The sequence below is a fragment of the Streptomyces sp. NPDC001351 genome, assembly GCF_042896045.1.
Lineage (GTDB): Bacteria > Actinomycetota > Actinomycetes > Streptomycetales > Streptomycetaceae > Streptomyces.
The window spans coordinates 519,094-542,076 of sequence record NZ_JBIAWS010000002.1 but is presented as its reverse complement, the minus strand read 5'-3'; the positions used below and the strand labels follow the sequence as shown (position 1 = coordinate 542,076).

Below are 22,983 nucleotides of genomic sequence, written 5' to 3'. Positions count from 1 at the left end.
TATGAAGAACGCATTTCTTCACAACGGGTCCCGAGAGTGAACAATTGGAACACCGCTTACGTAACTGCCCTTTGCCCGCTGCCGTTTCAGCTGGTCAACGCGGCCCGCAACCGTTCCGGATCGGTGGTCGGGGCATCGCAGGTGAAGTTACGGCAGACGTAAGCCGCAGGTTGACCCTGCTGCAGCGGCCGGTCGGCAAGGAGCGGAAACTCGTCACCCTCCGGGAGTCCCACGGCCACGACCGCGCCCGGGGCGCTGCCCAGAAGTGCCGTGCGGTGCAGGGTCCTTGTGGCGGGATCGTCCAGCGCGGGGCCGACGATCGCGACCTCCCTCGGCCCGTCGAGAAGGGCCTCCGCGACCGCGAGCCCCCAGCCGATGAAGCGCGGCACCCGCGGCCCGAGCGCCTTGACCACGCCCAACGCCCTTTCGGCGGCGGCCCGATGCGGCTCGGCACCGGTGTGCGCCGCATAGCTCAGCAGGGCGCCCGCGGCGGCGGTCCAGCCGGACGGTGTGGCGTTGTCGGTGGGGTCCTGCGGCCGGCGGATCAGCTGCTCGGCGTCGGCGGCGGTGTCGTAGAGGCTGCCGGACTCCGCGTCGACGAAACGGGCCAGGACATGGTCGAGCAGGAACCCGGCGAACTCCAGCCAGACGCCCTCGCCGGTGACGGACGCCAGCGCGAGGAAGCCCTCGGCTACATCGGCGTAGTCCTCCAGCACGCCTGCGTTGGCGCCGGCCCGGCCGTCCTTGCTGGTACGGGCGAGGCGGGCCTGCTCGTCCAGATGCAGCCGTACGAGGAGATCGGCGGCGCCGACCGCGGCCTCGACCAGGTCGGGGCGGTCGAAGTAGGCACCGGTCTCGGCGAGGGCCGCGATGGCGAGCCCGTTCCAGGCGGCGACCACCTTGTCGTCGCGGCCGGGGGCGGGACGCTCGCTCCGCCTGTCGAGCAGCCGGTCACGGATGGAGGCGATCTTCTCGGCGTCGAACAGGCCGTCGCGCTGCGGGAGTTGGAGTACGGACTGGCCGTGCTCGAAGGTGCCTTCCTCGGTGACGCCGAAGTAGTGGGCGGCGAGCCGGCCGTCCTCCTCACCGAGGGCCTCGGTGAGCTGATGGGGCGTCCACACGTAGTACGCGCCCTCGACGTGGTGGCCCGTCCCGTCGTCGCTGTCGGCGTCGAGAGCAGAGGCGAACCCGCCCTCGGCGGTGCGCAGTTCACGCACCATGAAGTCGGCGGTCTCCAGCGCGACCCGGCGGGCGAGTTCCGAACCGGTGGCCCGCCACAGGTGCGCGTACACCCGGCACAGCAGGGCGTTGTCGTAGAGCATCTTCTCGAAGTGCGGGACGACCCACTCACGGTCGACGGAGTAGCGGGCGAAGCCGCCGCCGAGCTGGTCGTAGATGCCGCCGCGGGCCATGCGCTCGCAGGTGTCCACGGCCATCTGCAGGGCGCCCTCGGCGCCGGTGCGGGCATGGTGGCGCAGCAGGAACTCGATCACCATGGACGGCGGGAACTTCGGCGCGCCGCCGAAACCGCCGCGCTGCGGGTCGTACTCACGGGTCAGCCCGAGCAGCGCCTGCGCGAGCTCCTCCTCGCCCGGGACCTGAGCGTCGCCGTAGGAGATCTCCCGTCCGGCGAGGTCCCGCACGATCTTCCCGGCGACCTCGGCGACCTCGTCCCGCCGGTCCGACCACGCCGCGCGGACGCCCTCCAGGACCTGCCGGAAGGAGGGGCTGCCGTGGCGGGGGGCGGGCGGGAAGTAGGTGCCGAAGTAGAAGGGCTCGGCGTCCGGCGTGAGAAACACGGTCATGGGCCAGCCGCCCTGGCCGGTGGCGGCCTGGACGGCCTCCATGTAGACGGCGTCGACGTCGGGGCGCTCTTCGCGGTCGACCTTGACGCTGACGAAGTGCTCGTTGAGGAAGTCGGCGGTGGCCTGGTCCTCGAAGGACTCGTGGGCCATGACATGGCACCAGTGGCAGCTTGAGTACCCGACGCTCAGCAGGACCGGTTTCCCGCTCTTGCGCGCCTCCTCGAAGGCCTCGGCCGACCAGGGCCACCAGTCGACGGGGTTGTCCGCGTGCTGGAGCAGATAGGGGGACGTCTCGTGAGCCAGTCGGTTCGGCATGAGGTCCATCCTGCCGCAGTACCCCCAGCGGCACGCGCCAGGCATGCACCGGACGCCGGTGATCGCTGCCCTCTGTCGCTCACGCCTTCCCCGAAGGACACTCGTACGCAAAGGAGTTGCCGCCGGAGGGGGACGTGACATGCGGGACAGCCATCGGGCGGATGCCGAACGGCTGTTGGCCCGGGCCGTGGAGGAAGAGGTACGACGTTCGGGCGGACGCACCGACGGAGCGGTGCTGCTGTCGCGCTCGCGCGGCGCGCTGGACACGATGGCCCAGACGGCCGCCGAGGAGTACGAGGCCTACACACGCGCGCTGGACGAGGCGGAGGGCGACCGGCTCACCTTCGGACAGCGCTACGCGAAGGAGGGCTCCGGGACTCCCCTGCTGGTGGCGGTCGTTGCGGCGGTCGCGGCGGCGGTGGCCGACCTGGCCTTCGGCACGGACACCGGCACGGCGGTGGGGGTGGGCGTGACGGTCGGCGTGGTCGGCGCCGCCGCGACCGTGATCAAGGTGGCCGGTTCCCATCTTCCCGCGGCGCACCACCGGGCCGGCGCCGCAAACCAGCCCGGCGGTCCCGAGCAGCTGCGGCTGCAGTGGCTGACGGCACTGGAGGTGCGTGGCATCCGGCCGTTCCTCGACCAGCAGCGGGTGCGCGCCGCGTCCACCGGCCCGAAGAAGCCGGGACCACAGCTGCGCGGCACCGACAAGAGCGCGGCGGCCCGCGGGCGGAACGTGCTGGCGCAGTCGTTCGCCCAGCTCCCGGAGCCCGCCGGAGCGTTCGCGGGGCGGCGGCAGGAGATGGCGCGCATACGGCAGTGGGTGCAGGCGTCCCGCGCGAGCACGGACACCCGGCCCACGGTGGTGATCCTGCACGGGGCACCCGGCAGCGGCCGAACGACCCTGGCGATGCGCGCCACGCACGACCTGAAGGACTACTTCCGCGGCGCCTGCGTGGTCGACCTGCGCGGCGGCAGCCCCAAGGAGCCGCCGCTGTCCACCCGGGACGCCCTGCTGCACCTGCTGAACCGGCTCGGCGCGCCCCGCGAACAGTTGCTGTTCCGTGAGCGTTCCTCCCCCGACCAGCAGGTCAAGCGGCTGAGCGAGCTGTACCACCAGCATCTGACGGGCCTGCCGGTCACGGTCGTCCTGGACGACGCCTCGGACCCCGAACAGATCCGTACGCTCGTCCCCGAGCGCTCAGACAGCCTGGTCCTGGTCACCGCCCGCGAGCCCCTCGAACTCCCCTCCGACCTGCAGGCCCATGTCCACGAGCTGCCGGTCGAGGCGCTGGACGCGGCGGGCGCGGAGGAACTGCTGGACGCGGCGGCGCAGGACAGCTCGGGGCCGTACGACGCCGATGCGGCGGACCGGATCCGGGAGCTGTGCGGCGGGCTGCCGCTGGCGCTGAGCATCGCCGGTTCGTCGCTGGGCTCGCGCTCCCCGCGGCAGCTGGCCACGGATCTGGCGGCGTACGGCCCCGTGGAGCCGATCGAGCGCGTGCTGTGGCTGCGCTACACCGACCAGTCGGAGGCGGCCCGCCGGCTGCTGCGCCGGCTGGCCCTGGCCGGGCGGGCCTCCCTCGGTGCCGCCGCGGCCGCCTCCCTGCTCGCGACGGACGAGACGGAGGCGACCCGGCATCTGGTGGCGCTCTCCCGGGCCGGCCTGATCGACCATGTGCGCGGCAGCCGCTACCGCCTCCACGACCTGGTGCGGACCTTCGCCCACGCCCGCCTGCTGGACGAGGAGGAGGCGGGCGAGCGCACGGCCGCGCAGGAGCGCCTGATCGTGAACTACGCCGACCTGGCCGACTCGGTGCTGCGGCTGGTCGACGGCAACATGTCGACCCGCTCGGACCGCTTCAGCCCGCACGGCTTCACCTCCCTGGACGAGGCGCTGCGCTGGCTGGACGACGAGTCGAGCTTCATCACCTCCACGCTGCGCCACGCGGAAGGCGTGAACCAGGCGGCGGTGCTGAACCTGCTGGGCGCGCTGTGCGACTACTGCCTGCTGCGCGGCGACCTCTACCGCCTGGGCGAGATCAGCGAACTGGCGCAGGCCGTCGACCAGGGGCTGCTGGTCCGCTCGGTGCAGTGGCGCACCGGCATCGCGGCCCGTCAGCTGGGCGAGCTGGACAAGGCGCGGACGACGCTGACCTCCGTGGTCGACCTGTACATGGAGGCCCACCACGACGCGGGCGCGGCCCGCGCCCTGTGCTCCCTGGGCATCACCCTGCACCACCAGGGCAACCTCACGGAGGCCGCGGCGAAGCTCCGCGAGGCGCTGGAACTGCAGGCCGCCCCCGAACTGGCGACGGACCGCGGCTGGACGATGCACGCCCTGGCCGCCGTGGAACGGGACCGCGGCCAGGTCCAGGAGGCACTGCGCCTGCTCGCCGAGTCCCTGGTCCTGCACCGCGCCGGTGAGTCCGTGCACGGCGAGGCCTGGGCCCACTTCCAGCTCGGCCAGCTGTCCCTGCGCATGGGCGACGTCCCGCGCGCGGAGTCCGAGCTGAACGCGGCCCTCGACCGCTACGGCCGCACCCGCGACGCCCGCGGCGAGGCCTGGGCCCTCACCCAGCTCGCCCGCGCCCGCCTGGTCGCCGGCGACCCGTCCCAGGCGGTGGACGGCCTGCGGCAGGCGGCGTCCCGGCACCGGGAGAACGAGGACGCCCGCGGCGAGGCCTGGACGGTCTACTACCTGGGCCAGGCCCTGGAGGAGACCGGCAACCTCGACCACGCGGTCCGCGAACTGGAACGCTCCCGCACGATGTTCTCCCGTATGCGCGACGTCTACGGCCTGGCCTGCGCCCGCCATCACTCGGCTCGGGTCACCCGCGACCAGCGCGCCGCCCAGACCGGCTCACTCAGGAACTCCGGCTTCGCCCGCCAGCTCCTGGTCGACGCCCGGGCCGACTTCCAGCGCATCGGCGTCGCCCACGGCGAGGCATGGACCTGCCTGGAACTCGCGGTCGTGGACGCGGGCAACGCCCGCAACCAGCAGGCGCTGGCGCTGTGCGACGACGCGGTGGACCTGTTCACCTCGTACGGCGACCAGCGCGGCGCGGACTGGGCGCGCTTCCTACGCTGCACCCTGCTCCCCTACGCGGCACCCGGCGGCGTGGAGATCGGCACGGCCGTCGCCCAGGAGGAGCTGGCCCAGCTCTCCCGCACCGGCCATCCCCTGCGGGACCGGAAGCTCGACGACTACGTGGAGGCGTATCAGCTGCTGCTGGAGCGGGGCGTCAACCTGGAGGAGGGCTGGCAGGCCTGGCGGCTCGGGATGGTGCCCAGCCGGCATGCGCGGGAGGTGATGGGGGTGGCGGTACCGGCCAGTCACTGACCGCCGGCCACCCCCGCTCCCGCTGCGTCAGCTCCGGCGCGCCTCGGAGTCGGCCGAGGACTCCGCGGACCCGGCGTCCGCGTCGGCCGGCTCCTTGAACTTCACCTTGCCCATGTGCCGGTTCATCGACTTCATCAGGGCCCACACCGCCAGGGCCATCGCCGCGAAGACGATGAAGCCGAGGACGCCGGGGGTGACCTTGTTCTCGTCCACCTCCTTGGCGAGGGGGACGAGGTGCGTCATTGCCAGGCTCACGCTTGCGCTCATGTCAGGCATTGTCGCGGACGCCCGCAAAGAGGTCGTCCTCGGGGAGGGAGGTATCGACGAGGGACTTCGCCAGCTCGTACTCCTCCGTCGGCCAGACCTCCTTCTGGATCTCCATCGGGACCTTGAACCAGCCGCCGTCGGGGTCGATCTGCGTGGCGTGCGCGATCAGCGCCTTGTCACGGATCTCGAAGAACTCGGCGCACGGAACATGCGTGGTCAGCGTGCGCTCGACGCGCTCGAACTCGCTCCAGCGCTTGAGCCAGTCCCCGTACGGCGACTCCAGGCCCCGGTCGAGCAGCGCGTTGTGCAGCGCCTCGGTGCGGGGGCGGTTGAAGCCCTGGTTGTAGTAGAGCTTGAGCGGCTGGTAGATCGGGCCGAACTCGGACTCCGGGTACTTCTCGGTGTCCGCCGCGCCCTCGAACGCCACCATCGAGATCTTGTGGGTCATGATGTGGTCGGGGTGCGGATAGCCGCCGTTCTCGTCATAGGTGGTGATCACCTGGGGACGGAAGGAACGGATCTGCTTCACCAGCTCGCCGGCCGCCTTGTCGACGTCCTCCAGCGCGAAGCAGCCCTCGGGCAGCGGCGGCAGCGGGTCGCCCTCGGGCAGACCGGAGTCGACGAAGCCGAGCCACTCCTGGCTCACCCCGAGGATCTCGCGGGCCTCGTCCATCTCCTTCTTGCGTACCTCGTGGATGTGCTCCTCGATGTACTTGTCGCCCTGCAGCTTGGGGTTGAGGATGGAGCCGCGCTCCCCGCCCGTGCAGGTCACGACCAGCACGTCCACCCCCTCGGACACGTACTTCGCCATGGTGGCCGCGCCCTTGCTCGACTCGTCGTCGGGGTGGGCATGCACGGCCATCAGTCGCAGCTGGTCAGTCAAGACTCAATCCTCGGTAAGTCGGCGCCCGGTGTGAACCGGCGCGATCGGCGGCTTCTATAGTGACCGAATCGGGGGGAGAAAAATTCCGGGGCCCGGTTTCGGAGAGGACGATCATGAGTACGGCGAGCACGCGGCTGCCCGAGGGCCGCTACGGCCGCTCCTCGGACGAGCGCGCCGACCGCAAGCTCAAGATCGCCGGGGCTGTGCTCGGGACCTTCCTGCTCGCGCTGATCGGCTACTTCGCCTACCACTACGTCGCCCAGAACAAGATCAGCGCCGAAGTGATCGCCTTCGACGCGCAGAAGGACGCGGTGAAGGTGCATCTGGAGGTCCGCAAGGACGCCGGCACCTCCGGCTACTGCACCATCCGCTCCCAGTCGAAGGACGGGGCCGAGGTGGGCCGGGCCGACTTCCACTTCGGCGGACACGCCACCCGCATCGACCGGGTCGTCACGCTGCGTACGACGTCCGAGGGCACCACGGCGGAACTGCTCGGCTGCCACGCCGACTGACGTCAGCCGGAAATACACAGGCCGTGACCTGCATTGATGTAATTCTGATGGCTTATGTCCTCCCCCTTCAGCCGCTGAATTGTTAGGCTCGTGGTTTCGCCCATCCGTGAAGGACCATTCTTCTGGGTAGGGCGATGCTTTGTATTCCCAGTACCTACGAGGAGCACCTGTGACCCAGACCAGCGAGAACGTCACCTGGCTGACCCAGGAGGCGTACAACCAGCTCAAGGCCGAGCTGGAGTACCTGTCTGGTCCTGCGCGCACGGAGATCGCCGCCAAGATCGCGGCCGCGCGCGAGGAGGGCGACCTGCGTGAGAACGGCGGGTACCACGCGGCCAAGGAAGAGCAGGGCAAGCAGGAGCTCCGTGTGCGCCAGCTGACCCAGCTTCTGGAGAACGCCAAGGTCGGCGAGGCCCCGGCGTCGGCGGACGGCGCCGTGGCCCCCGGCATGGTCGTGACGATCGCCTTCGACGGCGACGAGGACGACACGATGACCTTCCTGCTCGCCTCGCGCGAGTACGCGAGCTCGGACATCGAGACGTACTCGCCGCAGTCCCCGCTGGGTTCCGGCGTGATCGGCCACAAGGTCGGCGAGGACGCGGAGTACGAGCTGCCCAACGGCAAGAAGGCCTCGGTGACGATCCTGAAGGCCGAGCCCTACGCCGGCTGATCCGGTCTGCACGTCCTTCGGTGCCCCCGGCGTCCTGGTGACGCCGGGGGCGTCGTCATTCCGTCGGTCACGCCGTCGCCGAGCGGTACTTCCGCACCGCCAGCGTCCTGAATATGACGATGATCAGGACCGAGTAGATCAACGAGGCCCACACGGGGTGCGCCATGGGCCAGGCGTCCGAGGGCGAGACGCCGGGGTTGCCGAAGAGCTTGCGGCAGGCCTGGACCGTCGCGCTGAACGGGTTCCACTCGGCGATGTGACGCAGCCAGGGGGTCATGCGGCTGGAGTCCACGAACGCGTTCGAGATGAACGTGACGGGGAACAGCCAGATCAGACCGCCGGAGGTGGCCGCCTCGGGTGTGCGCACGGACAGGCCGATGACCGCGCCGATCCAGGTGAACGCGTACCCCGTCAGGAGCAGCAGTCCGAAGGCGCCGAGCACCTCGCCGAAGTTGGTGTGGGTACGCCATCCGACCAGCAGGGCGACCATGGCCAGCACGAACAGCGTGAGCGCCGTCTGCACCAGGTCGGCCAGCGTCCGTCCGGTCAGCACCGCGCCGCGCGCCATGGGCAGCGAGCGGAAACGGTCGATGAGCCCCTTGTGCATGTCGTCGGCGATGCCCGCGCCCGCACCCGCGGTGGCGAAGGTGACCGTCTGGGCGAAGATGCCGGCCATCAGGAACTCGCGGTAGACCTGGGGGTCCGTGGTGCCGCCGATGTTCATGGAACCGCCGAACACATAGCTGAACAGCACCACGAACATGATCGGCTGGATGAGGCCGAAGATGACCATCTCGGGGATCCGTGACATACGGATCAGATTGCGTTTGGCAACGACCAGCGAGTCGCGGATCGACTGGCTGACCGGGTTCGCGGGCGGCGCGACCCGCACGGCGTCGGTGACGGCGCTCACTTGGCTGCCTCCTTCTTCTGCTTGCGGTCCTTGGTCTCCGCCGGCGTGCCGTTCTCCTCGTCCTTGACCTCCGCCACGTGTCCCGTCAGGGACAGGAAGACATCGTCGAGGGTGGGGCGGCGCAGGCCGATGTCGTCTATCTCGATGCCGCGGGTGTCCAGCTCCCTGATGACCTCGGCGAGCAGCTTCGCGCCGCCGGTGACCGGCACGGTGAGCTTGCGGGTGTGCTCCTCGACGGTGAGCTCGCCCTTGCCGAAACCGGTGAGGACCTCGCCGGCGGTCGTCATGTGCTCGCGCTCGTGCACCACGACCTCGACGCGCTCGCCGCCGGTGCGGGCCTTGAGCTGGTCGGAGGTGCCGCGGGCGATGACATGGCCGTGGTCGACGACCACGATGTCGTGCGCGAGGTGGTCGGCCTCCTCCAGGTACTGGGTGGTGAGCAGCAGGGTCGTGCCGCCGGAGACGAGCTGTTTGATGACCTCCCACAGCAGCTGGCGGTTGCGGGGGTCGAGGCCGGTCGTCGGCTCGTCCATGAACATCACGGGCGGCGAGACGACCAGGGCCGCCGCGAGGTCGAGCCGGCGGCGCATGCCTCCGGAGTAGGTCTTCGCGGGCCGGTCGGCGGCGTCCGCGAGGTCGAACTGGTCCAGCAGCTCCCCGGCCCTGGCCTTCGCGGCCCTGGCCTTCATCTGGTAGAGCTGGCCCACCATCTGGAGGTTCTCGCGGCCGGTCAGGTACTCGTCGACCGCGGCGAACTGGCCGGACAGGCCGATGGAGCGCCGCACCTCGTTGGGCTGCTTGAGGACGTCGAGGCCGGCCACGACCGCCCTGCCGCTGTCGGGGCGCAGCAGAGTGGTCAGGCAGCGGACGGCCGTCGTCTTGCCCGCGCCGTTCGGCCCGAGCAGGCCCAGCACGGTGCCCTCGGGGACATCGAGGTCGACGCCGTCCAGAGCCCTTACGTCGCCGAAGGTCTTGACCAGGCCTTCGGCATAGATGGCGCCTGGCATATGAGTCTCCACGTCGTCAGGGAATCTTCGGAAAGCCTTGGTTCGCGCACTTGCTCCGCCTGTCGGGTGCCGCGGCAGGCGGCCGCCACGACACTCACCATAACGCGATGTATCGCGTCTCTCAACGCATTTACTCGATCGAGCGACGAAGAGCCTCTGAGCTGGGGTTCCCGCCCAGCCCGGGGTGCCGGGCGGCTCAGTCGATGACCGTGTAGCCCGCCTCGCGCAGCGCCCGGCCTACCTCGGCGCAGTGCTCCCGGCCCTTGGTCTCCAGGTGCAGCTCGACCTCCGCCTCCGTGAGCCCGAGCCGTGGGTCGGTCCGTACGTGGCTCACATCGAGGACGTTAGCGTCCACCACTGACAACACCCCGAGAAGCGTCGCGAGCGCCCCCGGCCGGTCCGTCAGCCGCAGCCGAACGGCCAGGTAGCGGCCCTGCGCCGCCATGCCGTGGCGCAGGACGCGCTGCATCAGCAGCGGGTCGACGTTCCCGCCGGACAGCACCGCCACCACCGGGCCCTCGAAGGCTCCCGGCTCGCTCAGCAGCGCCGCCACCGGGCTGGCACCGGCCGGTTCGACGACCAGCTTGGCCCGCTCGAGGCACAGCAGCAGCGCGGTGGACAGGGCGTCCTCGGAGACCGTGCGGACCTCGTCGACCAGCTCCCGGACGATGCCGAACGGCACGTCGCCGGGACGCCCCACCTTGATGCCGTCGGCCATGGTCGCCGGTTGCTCGACCGACACCGGGCGCCCGGCCGCGAGCGAGGGCGGGTAGGCCGCCGCGCCCTCCGCCTGCACGCCCACGACCCGTACGTCCGGCCGCAGCGCCTTCACCGCGATCGCTATACCGGCCGCGAGGCCGCCCCCGCCGATGCCGACGACGACGGTGCGCACCTCCGGGCACTGCTCAAGGATCTCCAGGCCGACCGTGCCCTGCCCCGCGATGATGTCCGGGTGGTCGAAGGGGTGGATGAACACCGCGCCGGTCTCGGCCGCGTACGCCTGCGCGGCGGCCAGCGTCTCGTCGACCACCTGCCCGTGCAGCCGCACCTCGGCGCCGTACTCGCGGGTGGCGCTGATCTTCGGCAGCGGGGCGCCCTGCGGCATGAACACCGTCGCCCGCACGCCGAGCAGCGAGGACGCCAGCGCGACGCCCTGCGCGTGGTTGCCCGCGCTCGCCGCCACCACCCCGGCGGCCCGCTCCTCGGGCAGCAGTCCGGCGATCCGGACGTAGGCGCCGCGCAGCTTGAACGAACCCGTGCGCTGAAGGTTCTCGCACTTGAAGTGCACCGGGGCGCCCACCAGCTGGGACAGATGCCTGCTGCCCTCCATCGCCGTCACCCGGGCCACGCCCGAGAGCATCTTCTGGGCGCCCCGCACGTCGTCGAGGGTCACGGGCCGAAAGGAGTCAGCCGTGCTGTAGCTCATGACCCAAGCATCGCAGTTCACAGGCGCGCACGGTCGCTGTGACCAACGTCCGAGACTGGTTTGCGCAGCGCCGGTACGGCTTGCCCCCCGGCCGCGTACTCTGTCCCCCATTCAAGACAGCCCCCCTTCATGAAGTGAGCCTCCGGCCATGCCCACAACACCTGAAATGTCGATGGACATGACGACCGTCGGTGACACCGGTCTCCTCGACACGCTGCAGCACGAGGTGGCGGTCTTCGCCCGCCGTGCCGAACAGACCCGGCTCGGCGGCGTCGGGCAGGTGCGCAACTCCATGGACCGCGCCGCATACCTGCTGCTCAACCGCCTCGACAAGGAAGGCCCGATGGGCGTCAAGGCGCTCGCGGCGAGCATGGGCATCGACTCCTCGACGGTCACCCGGCAGGTGGCTCCGCTCGTGGACACCGGGCTCGTCAAGCGCACCTCGCACCCCGAGGACGGGCGCGCGGTGGTGCTCCAGCTGTCCCCGCGCGGCCAGTCACGCCTGGAGGAAGTGCGCTCCTCCAGGCGCCAGTTGATGGCGGAGCTGACACACGACTGGGCGCCGGAGGAGCGCGAGGCGTTCTGCACGCTCCTGACGCGCTTCAACACCGCTCTCTCCTCCCGGATGGGGGCCCAGGGGATGCCGGCGCCGGAGGCGTCCTCGGCCTCGTAGCCGCCGCCGGCGGGCGCGCCCGCCATGCTCGGTACACGCGCGTGCCGCGCAGCTCTTGACCGAAAGGCCACCCCTGGCCTCAGATGAGACCGGGCCCCGTCGTACGCGGTTGTGCACCCCGTACGCGGCCGGGTCCCGTTCGGTCAGGGTCGCGTCAGGGCGGGAGGCGCGGTGCGACAGCGGCAGGCGTTCCAAGGTACCCGCCGGGCCCGGGAGTTCGAGGCGTTCGTAGCGGGCGCGGCAGGGCGGCTGCTGCATGCCGCCACGCTGCTCACGGCGGAGGCCCCGGACGACAACCCGCGCGCGCGGCGCCTGCTGACGCTGGCCCTCGCGCACACGTACGCGTGCTGGGACCGGCTGCGCGGGGAGGACCCGTACGACCGTGCCCGCCAGTACCTGGCGAGCCGTTTCGCACGCGGGGCATGGCACCAGTACGGCGGTTTCTGGCGGGCCCGCCCGCATCCGGGCAGTCCGCTGGCCCGGCTGACACCGCAGGAGCGTCTGATCCTTGTCCTCAGGCTGTACGAGGGGGTCGGCGAGGAGCAGGCGGCGGCGCTGCTCGGTCTGCCGACGGAACGCGTCCGCGCGATCTGCGACCGGGCCACGACGACGCTGGTGCATCCGCCGCGGAGCCCCGCACCGGCGGTCGGCGGGGCGAAGGTGGCGCCGTCATGAGGCGCGCGGGTGGAGGGGGACGTGCATGAACCGGACCGAGCGCGAGGCCGCCGCACGCCGGATCATGGAGCAGGTGCCGCCGCCGGTGCCGCCGGACCTGTACGGGGAGGTCGTGCGCCGGGGTGCCCGCAGCCTGCGCCGCAGGACGCTCGCCCGCCGCCTGATGTGGCTGCTGCTGTGCGCCGCGAGTGTGGCGTTCCTCGTGTGGGCCGTGATGGCCCGCCCGTGGGAGGAGCCGCCCTCGCAGACGACTCCCCCGTACACGGGCTGGTGAGCGGGCGGGTCGCCTAGCCGAGCGCCCGCTGCAGGTCCTCCAGGAGGTCGTCGACGTTCTCGATGCCGACGGAGAGGCGTACGAGATCGGCGGGCACCTCCAGGGCCGAGCCGGCCACGGACGCGTGGGTCATCCGCCCGGGGTGCTCGATCAGCGACTCGACGCCGCCCAGGGACTCGCCGAGCGTGAACACCTTGGCGCGGTTGCAGACCTCGACGGCCGCCTCCTCGCCGCCCTCGACGCGGAAGGAGACCATGCCACCGAAGGACCGCATCTGCTTGGCGGCGACCTCGTGACCGGGGTGCTCAGGCAGGCCCGGGTAGAGAACACGCGTCACGCGTGCGTGCCGGGTGAGCATGTCGGCGACCTTGGTGGCGTTCTCGCTGTGCCTGTCCATACGCACGGACAGCGTCTTCGCGCCGCGCAGCACCAGCCAGGAGTCGAAGGGGCCGGCAACCGCGCCCATCGCGTTCTGGTGGTACGCGAGCTCCTCGCCGAGCGCCTCGTCGGCGACGACCAGCGCACCGCCGACGACGTCGGAGTGGCCGCCCATGTACTTGGTCAGCGAGTGCACGACGACGTCCGCGCCGAGCGCCAGCGGCTGCTGCAGGTAGGGCGTGGCGAAGGTGTTGTCGACGACGAGCTTCGCGCCCGTGTCCCGGGCGATCTGCGCGACCGCGGCGATGTCGGTGATGCCGAGCAGCGGGTTGGAGGGGGTCTCCACCCACACGGCCTTGGTCTTCGGGGTGATGGCGGCCCGTACGGAGGACGGATCGCTGGTGTCGGCGACCGACCACTCCACCCCCCACCTTGCGGCGACCTTCGCGAACAGACGGAACGTGCCGCCGTACGCATCGTTGGGGATGACCACGTGGTCGCCGGGGCTGAGCAGCGTACGCAACAGGCAGTCCTCGGCCGCCAGTCCGGACGCGAACGCGAGGCCGCGACGGCCGCCCTCGAGGGCCGCGAGGTTTTCTTCCAGGGCGGTCCTGGTGGGGTTGGCGCTGCGGCTGTACTCGTAGCCGCCGCGCAGACCGCCGACGCCGTCCTGCTTGTAGGTCGAGACCTGGTAGATCGGCGGGACGACCGCGCCGGTGAGGGGATCGGCGGTGTTGCCCGCGTGGATCGCGAGGGTCTCGAAGTGCTGACTGATGTGCCTGTCGCTCATGGGCACCGAGGGTAGTGCGCTCGCGGGGCGCGCGCCGGACGGCGAGGCGCGGGAGGCCTCACTGCCGGGTTTTCCCTCGGTTCCGGCGCCGGGTTCAGGGAGTTTTCCACAGGTCGCCGACCAGGTTCGCCAATTGTCACCGGCGTCTGGAACGCTTGAGCCATGGAATTTCTCTGGGTCCTGATCGCCGCCGTCATGCTGGGCTTCGTGCTGCTCCCCGTCCTGCGGCGCAGGCGGGGCATGATCGAGCAGGTCCCGGCCGGTCACCCGGACGCCGCCGACCCCGCGAACTACGGATTCGTGCGGGAGGAGGAGCTGGACCTCCGCATGCCCGGCCCCGACCAGGACCTGCTGGACGTCCTGGAACTGGTGCAGCGCACGCAGGACCACCGCGCGGCCTCCCAGCTGCTGGCGGGCACGGAGTCGGAGGGCGAGCTGCGCTGGCAGCGGGTGCAGGCCTTCGCGGGCGCCGCGTCGCTGGAGCTGCAGCGGCGGCCCGGCGGGGTCAGCGAGACCCCGGGTGGTCAGTGGCTCAGGGTGTGGCGGGCCGAGCAGCCCAAGGACGCGGGCGGCGCCGCGGTGCACGCGGAGTTCCTGGTCCAGCAGGCGTGGCGGACGTCGACGCCGGGCACGGACGAGTTCCGGATCATCATGGAGGAGGCGAGGGCCGCGTGCGGCGATGCGGCGCTGCTCGCCCCCGGGGACCCGGTCCCGTACATCATCGAGCTGTCGGTGGCCCGCGGGCTGGCTTACTCGCAGCCGGAGTTCGAGCAGCTCTGGCTGCGGATCCTGGACCGCGCCCCGGCCCACATGGGCGCGCATCTGGCCGCCCTGCACTACTGGTGCGAGAAGTGGCACGGCTCGCGCGAGCTGGCGAACTCCTTCGCGGAGGCGGCCGCCGCGCGCGCACCGCAGGGTTCCCTCCTCGCGGCGATGCCCCTGTTCGCGGTCTTCGAGCACCTGCCCGAGGTGAACCTGGTCAGCAGCTTCTACCAGAGCGAGACCGTGACGAAGGCGATCCACGGCGCGCTGCACGCCGTCCACTCGGCCCGCCCCGACGACCCGATGCTGGCGCACGTACGCCATCTGCTGGTCTTCTTCCTGGTCCGCGCGGAGCGCTGGGCCGAGGCCATGAACCAGCTCATACACATCGACGGCCACGTCGGCGCCCTCCCCTGGACCCTGTCCGCCGACCCGGCAGCCGAGTTCGCGGTCTACCGGGCGCTGGCGGTGGCGGGCTACGAGGCGAACGGCGGCAGCCCGGCGACGCTGCCGCGCTGAGGGCCGGCCCGGGGGCTCAGCCCTCCGTGCGGGCGGGCAGCCGCCATCCCGGGCGGGGGAAGTGGCAGGTGTAGCCGTCCGGGTAACGCTGCAGGTAGTCCTGGTGCTCGGGCTCGGCCTCCCAGAAGGGGCCGACCGGCTCCACCTCGGTGACGACCTTGCCCGGCCACAGGCCGGAGGCGTCCACGTCCGCGATCGTCTCCTCGGCGATCCGCTTCTGCTCGTCGTCCACGTAGTAGATCGCCGAGCGGTAGCTGAGGCCGATGTCGTTGCCCTGACGGTTCTTGGTGCTCGGGTCGTGGATCTGGAAGAAGAACTCCAGCAGCGCGCGGTAGTCGGTCTTCTCCGGGTCGAAGAGGATCTCGATGGCCTCCGCGTGCGTGCCGTGGTTGCGGTACGTCGCGTTCGGCACGTCACCCCCGGTGTATCCCACGCGGGTCGCCGTCACGCCCGGAAGCCGGCGGATCAGCTCTTCCATCCCCCAGAAGCATCCGCCCGCCAGCACGGCCCTCTGCGTCTGCGCAGCCATTGCAGCCCTCCAAAATCTCTCAGCTCGGTCACTCGGGCGACGCGGCTCGCACACCATCGGCATCCCGAGCCCACCCCCCTCAACGCGCGAGGGTTCCAGGCGATTCCACGACCGCCCGGCCACCCCCCGTTCGAAAACCGGTCGCCGCGCGGGGCGGCGGTCCCTCACGCTGTAGGCCATGGAAGATCCACAGCGCGGCATCCGTGCGGTCTACACAGAGTCCACGATCATCGTCTACCAGGCCTACCCACCGGAAATCGGCGGGCCCGCGGTCCGCAAGGGACGTTTCCCTGCCACGTGGAAGCGGGACCGGATGACCTGGGTCATCAAGCCGCGTTGACAGACCACTGCGCGTCAGCCGGGCAATGGGGAGCGGCTGCGGCTCTCAGAGGCCGGCTGGGTGGCTGGAAAGCCAGTCTGTGTGTTGGCCACGCACACAGTCACGCTCTGCAGGCGTGGCAAGGATGACGTCTGCGCCGCCGTCGTAGGGATGGTGGATGCGCTGCAGTTCCGTGTCGGCAACGAAGACTTCGACGAGCGCCTCGTCCGCGACGGCTCGCAACAGCCCGTCGAGGCAGCCACGGTTCCACCGGCGCTGGTCGGCGTACAGACGTGTGTGGGTGTGGAACTCGGGGTCGGGGTCGTCTTGCTCCGACTCTGTCCACCAGCGGATGCCGTCGGGGTGCAGTGTCTGTCGTGGCGTCGGGTGGCCCGCAGGCCCGGTCAGTGTGTTCGACCAGTCCATGGTCACCACGAACACGTCCGTGCCCGCGAACAACTCGTCGAGGATCGTGTTGTACCGGTCCAGCACGATCGCGTACTCGTCCTCAGACTCCGGGTAACGCTTCGAGCCAGGAAGGCTGTGGAAGCGCACCCAGCGATCCGCGTACCTGGTGCGGAACGTGTGAGCGACGGGAGGGCCCGACGGATGCCGTTCCAGCCACAAAGCCGCCAGGTAATCAGGCTCGATGGCGACACTCCCCCCTTGGTCGGAGCCACACCGATCGGGCAGGAGACGCCGGTCCCGCCGTGGCCGTTGATGTCGCGGTCAAGATACTGCCAGGGGTGGCCGTTCGCCGGGCAGAACGTACCGCCAGCCGAGCAAGACCTCACAGACACCGCCCATGCTCCTGATGGCCTGCCGGAGAAGGCCGGCCGGGGTGGAGGGCCGACGTGCGAGGCGAGCCAGGTGGCTGCCTGGAGAGGATCGCGGGTGGCTAGTGGGGGCCCGAGGGCCCGACAGTGCTGCTGAGTCGTATGAGATGAGTGGTTCTGCCGTCAGTCGAACGCCACGACCAGGCGGACGCCGTCATCGCCGAAGCGGCCTGCCATGGCCTTCATCACGGCGAAGACATGTGGCCAGTGCGTTTCAGGTCCCAGGACGGCGCCGACCGTCAGCGGTTCGTATGTGCACATCACTTCGTCGGTGGTCCACTCCACGCGTCCTGTCGCGCTGTGCAGGTCCGCGGGTGGGGTGCCTACCGCGGACAGAGTCTCCGACGGCCAGGAATCGGACACGAGTTGTTGATGCAATGTCGATGGCAGCGATTTCGTGCGCCAGGTCAGCCGGCCGATGAAGTGATCAGGCGCGGTCGTGAGATCCATCGAAGCGAGCTCCGCCCAGCTGACCCAGGTCGCGCCATGAAGGTCGTCCGCTGCAACCCAGGACCCCAACTGCGAACGCATCCCGCTCGACAGGTCGGCGGGAAGGCCGCGGTCTGGCGCGAGAGGTCGGAAGCCCGCGTAATTGCGCACTCCGAAGAGGCAGCCGAAAGCCGCGTAGTCGGTCTGGTCATACAGCGGCCAAAGATCCATGGCCGCTACCCACGGCTCGCCGTCGTAGTAGTCGGTGCCGACGCCAGGGTGACGAAACTCGATGCCGCCATGGATGTCCGTACTCACGGTGCGGCACCGTAACAGCGCCGCGCTGGACAGGCACCCGAGTTTGTCGGCAGGTCAGCGACGGAGGCGGGCCGTGTCTCCGTAGATGCGCAGGATGCAGCCTTTGAAGCACTGTCGGCTGGTCGATCCCGTACTCGCGTAGTTCACCGACCGGCAGTTCTCCCTGCACGAGCCACCACGCCTTGGTCGCCCTGGGCCTCCCCGGCCTTCGAGACCGAAGGCACGCTGGCGCGGTGATCGCCGAACGGTGCATCGCGGCCCGGCGTATGGATCATGGAGTGTTGATGAAGTGGACCAAGGAGGAGGCGCCGTGAAGCGACGAAGGCGTGAACCGGTACTTTCCGCGTACCAAGAGGCCATGCGGGATCGGCTCCTCGCCGCCCCTGTGGTGCCCGCGCCCGAACCCTGGCAGCGTGTCTTCCAGTACGGCGTGCCTGTCGGTGGACTTCTCGGGATCGGCTTCGCGTCGCACCCCGACAGCGGTCACGACCTGGTGATGGTCGTTTCGCACCAAGGTCACGGGCTCTTCGACGCCGTCACCGGGGAGAAGATTGCCCGGGACCACGACCCCGACCCGGACCCGGACGAGGACACTCCCGACGCATCCTCCGACCTGTCATGCCCTGGGTTGGGTCCGATCGCCGGGAGCAGGGTGCGGATAGCCGGGCTCTTCGGGGGAGGACTTGACACGGTGACCGCGGACGGCTGGACCCTGGAGGTCGTCACCCCGGCCTGGCCCCATGATCGGGTCCTGCTGTCCCGGGACGGGGGATTGCCTCACACCGGTCCGCACGGAGAGCAGTGGTGGCACATCTTCCACGCCGACTACTCCGAGTTCCGAGCCGCCGGCTTTTCTCCCTCCGGTCAGACCATAGCCGTGGCGACGAGCAGCGATCTGTGTCTGTGGACACGCAGACCGGCCTGAACCCGGCCTCCCGCAAAGGTTTGCGAGCGAGGCTTGACGTGGATCAAGCCGTCGTTCCTCTGGATGATGTACCGCTGCGGCTGGGGTACCAAGGCAGGCCAGGAGACCGTGCTCGCCGTGGAGATCGGCCGGGGCGGCTTCGAGTGGGCGTTGCGGCAGGCGTGTCTGTCGAGCTACGAACCTCAGGTGCATGCCGACCGTGCCACCTGGCAGCGTGCGTTGAAGAGGGCGCCGGCTCGTGTGCAGTGGGATCCCGAGCGGGATCTGCGGCTGCAGCCGCTGCCGTACCGGTCGCTGCAGCTCGGTCTCTCCGGTGAGGCCGTACGCCGCTACGCGGACGAGTGGACGGTCGCCATCAGTGATGTGACCCCGCTGGCCCGGGAGATACGCGCGTACGTGGACGGCGGCGACCTCGGCTCGGCGGCCCGGCTGCTTCCGCGGGAGCGCCCCTACCCTGCGGCGGACGAACTCCTGGCCCATCTGCGTCCGTCGGCCCCGTCCGGCCGCCCGCTCGGCGAGCGACAGCGGACGCCCGCAAATTCAGTTGCCGCGCCGTGTGCCGATGCGGGCTAATGCCACGCATGGCTGACATCCAGGGCTCGTACGACGATCTGTTCACCGCGGTGCCCAACCGGCTGGCGGAGTTGCTGGACGCCGGGGACACGGGCGGCTCGGTGGCCGTTTTCGTGGACGGGGAGCCGGTGGTGGACGTGTGGGGCGGGTTCGCCGACGCCGGGCGCACCGTGCCGTGGGAGCGGGACACGATCGTCAACGTCTTCTCCGTCACCAAGACCATGACGGCGCTGTGCGCGCTCGTCCTCGCCGACCGCGGCGAGATCGACCTGGACGCGCCCGTGACCCGGTACTGGCCGGAGTTCGCCGCGGCGGGAAAGGAACGGATCCTCGTCCGGCATCTGCTGTCGCACACCGCCGGTCTGCCCGACTGGGACGGGCCCGTCGAGGAGATCTACGACTGGCCGGCCGCCACGGCACGGCTCGTCGCGCAGGCCCCGCAGTGGGAGCCGGGCAGCGCGGCCGGGTACCACTCGCTCACCCAGGGATTCCTCGTGGGCGAGGTGGTGTGGCGGGTCAGCGGGCGGAGCGTGGGCGAGTTCTTCGCTCAGGAGATCGCCGGGCCGCTGGGGGCCGACTTCCACATCGGGCTGGCCGCCGAGCACGACCGGCGCGTGGCGCTCACGGTGCCGCCGCCGGGACGGGACGAGGAGTACACCGCGAGTGCGCCCGGCAGGGCGACCCCCGCCGCCGGGACCGCCCTGCGGGTCCGGGACGGCAACAGCGTGGCCTGGCGCCGTGCGCAGATCCCCGCGGCGAGCGGATTCGGCAACGCCCGGTCCGTCGCGCTCGTGCAGTCGGCAATGGCCTGCTCGGGGACGCTGCGCGGAGTGCGGCTGCTGTCGCAGGCTGGGTGCGAGCGCGCCCGGGAGGAGCAGTTCAGCGGCGACGACCGGGTGCTGGGCATGCCGGTGCGCTGGGGGCTGGGCTACGGGCTCTTCGGCAGCACCTACGGGTGGGGCGGCTGGGGCGGGTCGCTGGTGATGATCGAACCCGAGGCGCGGATGGTGGTGGCGTACGTGACGAACCAGATGCGCGAACCCGCCGACGACAACCGGGGATTGGAGATCGTCATGTCCGCCTACGACGGTCTCGTGGGACTGCGGGCCTGAACATGCCTGAGCCCCGGCGCGTCCCGGACGGACGCGCCGGGGCTGCCCATCGGTGCCCCGACCTTCAGATCAGCTCCCGCTGCCGTACGGCCTGGTGATGATCTCCAGGTTGTGGCCGTTGGGGTCGTCGAAGTACGCGCCCCGGCCGCCGTCGTTGTGGTTGATCTCGCCGCGGCGGTGGTGGTACGGGTCCGCCCAGTAGGTCAGCCCGGCGTCCTGGATGCGGCTGAAGATGGTGTCGAAGTCGTCCTCGGACACCAGGAACGCGTAGTGCTGCGGCGTGATGTCGCCGTCCGCCTCCATGTAGTCGAGGGTCACCCCGTTCGGGATCTGGACGGGGATGAAGGGGCCGAACGGCGGGCTGGGATCCAGCCCCAGAATGTCGGCGAGGAACTGGGCCGACGCCTTCTTGTCATGAGCGGCGACGATGGTGTGGTTCAGCTGCACGTTCATCGTGTGGGCCTCCTCACGCCCAAGATACTCCGCAGGACAGACGGGGTGATTCTCGCCTCAGAACGGCGAGAGGCCCCGGCGGCACGTTCCGCCGGGGCCCCACCGATCGGACCCGTCAGATCGTCGCGGTGTCGATCACGAAGCGGTAGCGGACGTCGCTCGCCACCACCCGCTCGTACGCCTCGTTGATCTGGTCGGCGCTGATCACCTCGATCTCCGCGCCGAAGCCGTGCTCGGCGCAGAAGTCGAGCATCTCCTGGGTCTCGGCGATACCGCCGATCATGGAGCCGGCGAGGGTCTTGCGGCCGGCGATCACCGAGAAGAGGTTGAGGGCGATCGGCTCCTCGGGGGCGCCGACGTTCACCAGCGCGCCGTCCCGCTTCAGCAGCGACAGGAACGCGCCGAAGTCGAGCGGGGCCGAGACCGTGGAGATGATCAGGTCGAAGGAGCCCTGCAGGTCCTTGAAGGTCTGCTCGTCGCTGGTCGCGTAGTAGTGGTCGGCGCCCAGCTTCAGGCCGTCGTCCTTCTTGCGCAGGGACTGGGAGAGGACCGTGACCTCGGCGCCGAGCGCGTGGGCGATCTTGACGCCCATGTGGCCGAGACCGCCCATGCCGAGGATGGCGACCTTCTTGCCGGGGCCGGCGTTCCAGTGCTTCAGCGGGGAGTAGGTGGTGATGCCGGCGCACAGCAGCGGCGCGGCCACGTCCAGCGACAGGGCGTCGGGGATGCGGACGACGAAGTTCTCGTCGACGACGACCTTCTCCGAGTAGCCGCCGTAGGTGGGCTCGCCGTCCTTGCCGATGGAGTTGTACGTGCCGACGTTGCCGCCGGTGCAGTACTGCTCCTCGCCGGCCTTGCAGCTCTCGCACTCCCGGCAGGAGTCGACCAGGCAGCCGACGCCCACACGGTCGCCGACCTGGTACTTGGTGACGCCGGCGCCGACCTCGGAGACGATGCCCGCGATCTCGTGGCCCGGGACCATCGGGAAGATCGCCTCGCCCCAGCCCTCCTGCGCCTGGTGGATGTCGGAGTGGCAGATACCGGCGAACTTGATGTCGATCAGGACGTCGAACTCACCGACCTCGCGGCGCTCGATCGTGGTGCGCTCCAGCGGAGCCTTCGCGGCGGGGGCGGCGTAAGCGGCAACAGTGGTCATGCCGAAGGGTCTCCTAGCAGTCATTACGCGCCCGGCTGCCTTCTGACCGGGCATGTCGTTCAGCATGCCGGACCGCACGGACCTCACCCAGCCCACGCTTCTGCGTACGTCCGCTGTGCCTACCACTGGCGGGGTCAGGATGGTGTGCGTACGACAGTGAATACTTGAGGCATGGACGAACAGCCCCATCCCGTACCCGAGCCCGCGGGGGCTCTGGACCGGCGGGCCGAGCTCAGTGAGTTCCTGCGCACCCGGCGCGCCCGGCTGAAGCCGGAGGACGTGGGGCTGCCGGACTTCGGCCGGCACCGGCGGGTGCCGGGGCTGCGCCGCGAGGAGCTGGCGCAGCTGGCGGGCGTCTCGGTGGCGTACTACACGCGCCTGGAGCAGGGCAACGGGCGGAACGTGTCGGCGGAGGTGCTCGACGCCATCGCGCGGGCGCTCAGGCTGACGGACGCCGAGCACGCGCACCTCACGCACCTCGCGAAGCCGAAGCAGCACAAGAAGAAGCCGGCGGCGCGGTCGCAGCAGGTGCGGGGTGCGCTGCGGCAGCTGCTGGACTCCATGGACGGGGTGCCGGCGTACATCTCCGGGCGGCGGTCGGACATCCTCGCCTGGAACCGGATGGCGGCGGCCGTCTTCGGCGACTGGGGGGATCTGCCGGCGCACGAGCGGAACTGGGCGCGGCTGGTGTTCCTGAGGCCGGAGTACCGGGAGCTGTTCATCGACTGGGAGCAGAAGGCCAGCGACATCGTCAGCTTTCTGCGGATGGACGCGGGCCGCTGTCCGGACGACCCGCGGCTGTCCGCCCTCGTGGGCGAACTCTCCGTGAAGAGCGAGGAGTTCAGGCGGCTGTGGGCCACGCACGACGTGAAGGAGAAGGGCTACGGGGTCAAGCGTCTGCACCACCCTCTGGTCGGTGATCTGACGCTCCAGTTCGAGTCGTTCCGGTCCGCGGACGACGACGGTCAGGCGCTGACGACGTACCACGCCGAGCCGGGGTCCGCGTCGGCGGAGGCGTTGCGGCTGCTGGCCAGTTGGGGGGCGGACGCGACTCGGGCGGGGCAGTCGGCGACGTCCGGCTGAGGGGTGCCCTGCGGTTGGCGCGCCGCTGCTGGGGGGCTGCC

General features: G+C 70.5%; 23 protein-coding genes and 1 pseudogene. 12 read left to right on the top strand and 12 right to left on the bottom strand.

Annotation, left to right across the window (positions count from 1 at the left end; translation table 11 throughout):
* Positions 1–86 precede the first annotated feature (86 nt).
* Positions 87–2,120 carry a thioredoxin domain-containing protein gene (locus tag ACFY1U_RS08105; RefSeq protein WP_390693267.1) on the bottom strand — a complete coding sequence of 678 codons (2,034 nt, stop codon included), beginning with the start codon at positions 2,118–2,120 and terminating at the stop codon, positions 87–89.
* Positions 2,121–2,259: 139 nt separating this feature from the next.
* Between ACFY1U_RS08105 and ACFY1U_RS08100 the strand changes: the two genes are divergently transcribed.
* Positions 2,260–5,460 carry a tetratricopeptide repeat protein gene (locus tag ACFY1U_RS08100; RefSeq protein ID WP_390693266.1) on the top strand — a complete coding sequence of 1,067 codons (3,201 nt, stop codon included), beginning with the start codon at positions 2,260–2,262 and terminating at the stop codon, positions 5,458–5,460.
* Positions 5,461–5,487: 27 nt separating this feature from the next.
* On the opposite strand, the gene ACFY1U_RS08095 is transcribed toward ACFY1U_RS08100, so the two are convergent.
* Positions 5,488–5,736, bottom strand: coding sequence for a hypothetical protein (locus ACFY1U_RS08095; RefSeq protein ID WP_344404406.1), 249 nt, complete (start codon positions 5,734–5,736; stop codon positions 5,488–5,490).
* Positions 5,729–6,610 (bottom strand): mycothiol conjugate amidase Mca, encoded by an 882-nt coding sequence (mca, locus tag ACFY1U_RS08090; RefSeq protein ID WP_390693265.1) that lies wholly within the window; start codon positions 6,608–6,610, stop codon positions 5,729–5,731. Before mca ends, ACFY1U_RS08095 begins: the two co-directional genes overlap by 8 nt.
* A gap of 113 nt (positions 6,611–6,723) precedes the next feature.
* On the opposite strand from mca, the gene ACFY1U_RS08085 reads away from it, so the two are divergent.
* Both ACFY1U_RS08085 and greA read left to right on the top strand, forming a co-directional pair.
* On the top strand, positions 6,724–7,122 hold the full coding sequence (locus ACFY1U_RS08085; protein ID WP_390693264.1) for a DUF4307 domain-containing protein: 399 nt from the start codon (positions 6,724–6,726) through the stop codon (positions 7,120–7,122).
* 169 nt (positions 7,123–7,291) lie between these two features.
* Positions 7,292–7,792: a transcription elongation factor GreA gene (gene greA / locus ACFY1U_RS08080; protein WP_390693263.1), complete on the top strand. Its 501-nt coding sequence runs from the start codon at positions 7,292–7,294 to the stop codon at positions 7,790–7,792.
* Positions 7,793–7,859: 67 nt separating this feature from the next.
* On the opposite strand, the gene ACFY1U_RS08075 is transcribed toward greA, so the two are convergent.
* From ACFY1U_RS08075 to ilvA, 3 genes are all read right to left on the bottom strand, one after another.
* On the bottom strand, positions 7,860–8,705 hold the full coding sequence (locus tag ACFY1U_RS08075; protein ID WP_390693262.1) for an ABC transporter permease: 846 nt from the start codon (positions 8,703–8,705) through the stop codon (positions 7,860–7,862).
* Positions 8,702–9,712, bottom strand: coding sequence for an ATP-binding cassette domain-containing protein (locus tag ACFY1U_RS08070; protein ID WP_390693261.1), 1,011 nt, complete (start codon positions 9,710–9,712; stop codon positions 8,702–8,704). Before ACFY1U_RS08070 ends, ACFY1U_RS08075 begins: the two co-directional genes overlap by 4 nt.
* Before the next feature lie 196 nt (positions 9,713–9,908).
* Positions 9,909–11,138: a threonine ammonia-lyase gene (ilvA, locus tag ACFY1U_RS08065; RefSeq protein ID WP_390693260.1), complete on the bottom strand. Its 1,230-nt coding sequence runs from the start codon at positions 11,136–11,138 to the stop codon at positions 9,909–9,911.
* Between the two features lie 166 nt (positions 11,139–11,304).
* Between ilvA and ACFY1U_RS08060 the strand changes: the two genes are divergently transcribed.
* The 3 genes from ACFY1U_RS08060 to ACFY1U_RS08050 all read left to right on the top strand — a co-directional run bounded on the left by ACFY1U_RS08060 (position 11,305) and on the right by ACFY1U_RS08050 (position 12,760).
* Positions 11,305–11,811, top strand: coding sequence for a MarR family winged helix-turn-helix transcriptional regulator (locus ACFY1U_RS08060; protein WP_390693673.1), 507 nt, complete (start codon positions 11,305–11,307; stop codon positions 11,809–11,811).
* 171 nt (positions 11,812–11,982) lie between these two features.
* Complete coding sequence (locus tag ACFY1U_RS08055) at positions 11,983–12,486, top strand: sigma factor-like helix-turn-helix DNA-binding protein (protein ID WP_390693259.1); 504 nt, start codon at positions 11,983–11,985, stop codon at positions 12,484–12,486.
* A gap of 25 nt (positions 12,487–12,511) precedes the next feature.
* Entirely contained in the window at positions 12,512–12,760 is a 249-nt protein-coding gene (locus ACFY1U_RS08050) for a hypothetical protein (RefSeq protein WP_390693258.1), read from the top strand.
* Between the two features lie 13 nt (positions 12,761–12,773).
* Here ACFY1U_RS08050 and ACFY1U_RS08045 read toward each other — a convergent pair whose 3' ends face one another.
* Positions 12,774–13,928: a cystathionine gamma-synthase gene (locus tag ACFY1U_RS08045; protein ID WP_390693257.1), complete on the bottom strand. Its 1,155-nt coding sequence runs from the start codon at positions 13,926–13,928 to the stop codon at positions 12,774–12,776.
* A gap of 162 nt (positions 13,929–14,090) precedes the next feature.
* Here ACFY1U_RS08045 and ACFY1U_RS08040 point away from each other — a divergent pair, with 162 nt between their 5' ends.
* A complete protein-coding gene (locus tag ACFY1U_RS08040) occupies positions 14,091–15,209 on the top strand; it encodes a hypothetical protein (RefSeq protein ID WP_390693256.1) in 1,119 nt (372 codons plus the stop codon).
* 16 nt (positions 15,210–15,225) lie between these two features.
* On the opposite strand, the gene msrA is transcribed toward ACFY1U_RS08040, so the two are convergent.
* Positions 15,226–15,738, bottom strand: coding sequence for a peptide-methionine (S)-S-oxide reductase MsrA (gene msrA / locus ACFY1U_RS08035; protein ID WP_351462256.1), 513 nt, complete (start codon positions 15,736–15,738; stop codon positions 15,226–15,228).
* Between the two features lie 178 nt (positions 15,739–15,916).
* Between msrA and ACFY1U_RS08030 the strand changes: the two are divergent.
* A pseudogene (locus ACFY1U_RS08030) lies at positions 15,917–16,072 on the top strand (DUF4291 family protein); the annotation flags it as partial.
* A gap of 51 nt (positions 16,073–16,123) precedes the next feature.
* Here ACFY1U_RS08030 and ACFY1U_RS08025 read toward each other — a convergent pair.
* Entirely contained in the window at positions 16,124–16,612 is a 489-nt protein-coding gene (locus ACFY1U_RS08025; protein WP_390693255.1) for a hypothetical protein, read from the bottom strand.
* 404 nt (positions 16,613–17,016) lie between these two features.
* Positions 17,017–17,640, bottom strand: coding sequence for a hypothetical protein (locus ACFY1U_RS08020; RefSeq protein ID WP_390693254.1), 624 nt, complete (start codon positions 17,638–17,640; stop codon positions 17,017–17,019).
* A 358-nt stretch (positions 17,641–17,998) separates the two neighbouring features.
* On the opposite strand from ACFY1U_RS08020, the gene ACFY1U_RS08015 reads away from it, so the two are divergent.
* The 3 genes from ACFY1U_RS08015 (at position 17,999) to ACFY1U_RS08005 (ending at position 20,250) form a co-directional block, all read left to right on the top strand.
* Positions 17,999–18,565, top strand: a complete 567-nt coding sequence (locus tag ACFY1U_RS08015; RefSeq protein ID WP_390693253.1) for a hypothetical protein — start codon at positions 17,999–18,001, stop codon at positions 18,563–18,565.
* Positions 18,566–18,628: 63 nt separating this feature from the next.
* Complete coding sequence (locus ACFY1U_RS08010) at positions 18,629–19,138, top strand: DUF4291 domain-containing protein (RefSeq protein WP_390693672.1); 510 nt, start codon at positions 18,629–18,631, stop codon at positions 19,136–19,138.
* Positions 19,139–19,146: 8 nt separating this feature from the next.
* The gene (locus ACFY1U_RS08005; RefSeq protein WP_390693252.1) at positions 19,147–20,250 is read left to right on the top strand and encodes a serine hydrolase domain-containing protein; all 1,104 of its coding nucleotides are present in this window, start codon (positions 19,147–19,149) and stop codon (positions 20,248–20,250) included.
* 69 nt (positions 20,251–20,319) lie between these two features.
* On the opposite strand, the gene ACFY1U_RS08000 is transcribed toward ACFY1U_RS08005, so the two are convergent.
* Both ACFY1U_RS08000 and ACFY1U_RS07995 read right to left on the bottom strand, forming a co-directional pair.
* Positions 20,320–20,703: a VOC family protein gene (locus ACFY1U_RS08000; protein ID WP_390693251.1), complete on the bottom strand. Its 384-nt coding sequence runs from the start codon at positions 20,701–20,703 to the stop codon at positions 20,320–20,322.
* Positions 20,704–20,818: 115 nt separating this feature from the next.
* Positions 20,819–21,859 carry an NAD(P)-dependent alcohol dehydrogenase gene (locus tag ACFY1U_RS07995; protein WP_390693250.1) on the bottom strand — a complete coding sequence of 347 codons (1,041 nt, stop codon included), beginning with the start codon at positions 21,857–21,859 and terminating at the stop codon, positions 20,819–20,821.
* Between the two features lie 171 nt (positions 21,860–22,030).
* On the opposite strand from ACFY1U_RS07995, the gene ACFY1U_RS07990 reads away from it, so the two are divergent.
* On the top strand, positions 22,031–22,942 hold the full coding sequence (locus ACFY1U_RS07990; protein ID WP_390693249.1) for a helix-turn-helix domain-containing protein: 912 nt from the start codon (positions 22,031–22,033) through the stop codon (positions 22,940–22,942).
* Positions 22,943–22,983: the final 41 nt, after the last annotated feature.

Excerpts from the sequence above, each read along its gene's own strand:
- ACFY1U_RS08105 (WP_390693267.1), bottom strand. The coding sequence starts at position 2,120 with ATGCCGAACCGACTGGCTCACGAGACGTCCCCCTATCTGCTCCAGCAC.
- ACFY1U_RS08100 (WP_390693266.1), top strand. The coding sequence starts at position 2,260 with ATGCGGGACAGCCATCGGGCGGATGCCGAACGGCTGTTGGCCCGGGCC.
- ACFY1U_RS08095 (WP_344404406.1), bottom strand. The coding sequence starts at position 5,736 with ATGCCTGACATGAGCGCAAGCGTGAGCCTGGCAATGACGCACCTCGTC.
- ACFY1U_RS08085 (WP_390693264.1), top strand. The coding sequence starts at position 6,724 with ATGAGTACGGCGAGCACGCGGCTGCCCGAGGGCCGCTACGGCCGCTCC.
- ACFY1U_RS08070 (WP_390693261.1), bottom strand. The coding sequence starts at position 9,712 with ATGCCAGGCGCCATCTATGCCGAAGGCCTGGTCAAGACCTTCGGCGAC.
- ilvA (WP_390693260.1), bottom strand. The coding sequence starts at position 11,138 with ATGAGCTACAGCACGGCTGACTCCTTTCGGCCCGTGACCCTCGACGAC.
- ACFY1U_RS08060 (WP_390693673.1), top strand. The coding sequence starts at position 11,305 with ATGTCGATGGACATGACGACCGTCGGTGACACCGGTCTCCTCGACACG.
- ACFY1U_RS08050 (WP_390693258.1), top strand. The coding sequence starts at position 12,512 with ATGAACCGGACCGAGCGCGAGGCCGCCGCACGCCGGATCATGGAGCAG.
- ACFY1U_RS08045 (WP_390693257.1), bottom strand. The coding sequence starts at position 13,928 with ATGAGCGACAGGCACATCAGTCAGCACTTCGAGACCCTCGCGATCCAC.
- ACFY1U_RS08040 (WP_390693256.1), top strand. The coding sequence starts at position 14,091 with ATGGAATTTCTCTGGGTCCTGATCGCCGCCGTCATGCTGGGCTTCGTG.
- msrA (WP_351462256.1), bottom strand. The coding sequence starts at position 15,738 with ATGGCTGCGCAGACGCAGAGGGCCGTGCTGGCGGGCGGATGCTTCTGG.
- ACFY1U_RS08015 (WP_390693253.1), top strand. The coding sequence starts at position 17,999 with ATGCGGGATCGGCTCCTCGCCGCCCCTGTGGTGCCCGCGCCCGAACCC.
- ACFY1U_RS08010 (WP_390693672.1), top strand. The coding sequence starts at position 18,629 with ATGATGTACCGCTGCGGCTGGGGTACCAAGGCAGGCCAGGAGACCGTG.
- ACFY1U_RS08005 (WP_390693252.1), top strand. The coding sequence starts at position 19,147 with ATGGCTGACATCCAGGGCTCGTACGACGATCTGTTCACCGCGGTGCCC.
- ACFY1U_RS08000 (WP_390693251.1), bottom strand. The coding sequence starts at position 20,703 with ATGAACGTGCAGCTGAACCACACCATCGTCGCCGCTCATGACAAGAAG.
- ACFY1U_RS07995 (WP_390693250.1), bottom strand. The coding sequence starts at position 21,859 with ATGACCACTGTTGCCGCTTACGCCGCCCCCGCCGCGAAGGCTCCGCTG.
- ACFY1U_RS07990 (WP_390693249.1), top strand. The coding sequence starts at position 22,031 with ATGGACGAACAGCCCCATCCCGTACCCGAGCCCGCGGGGGCTCTGGAC.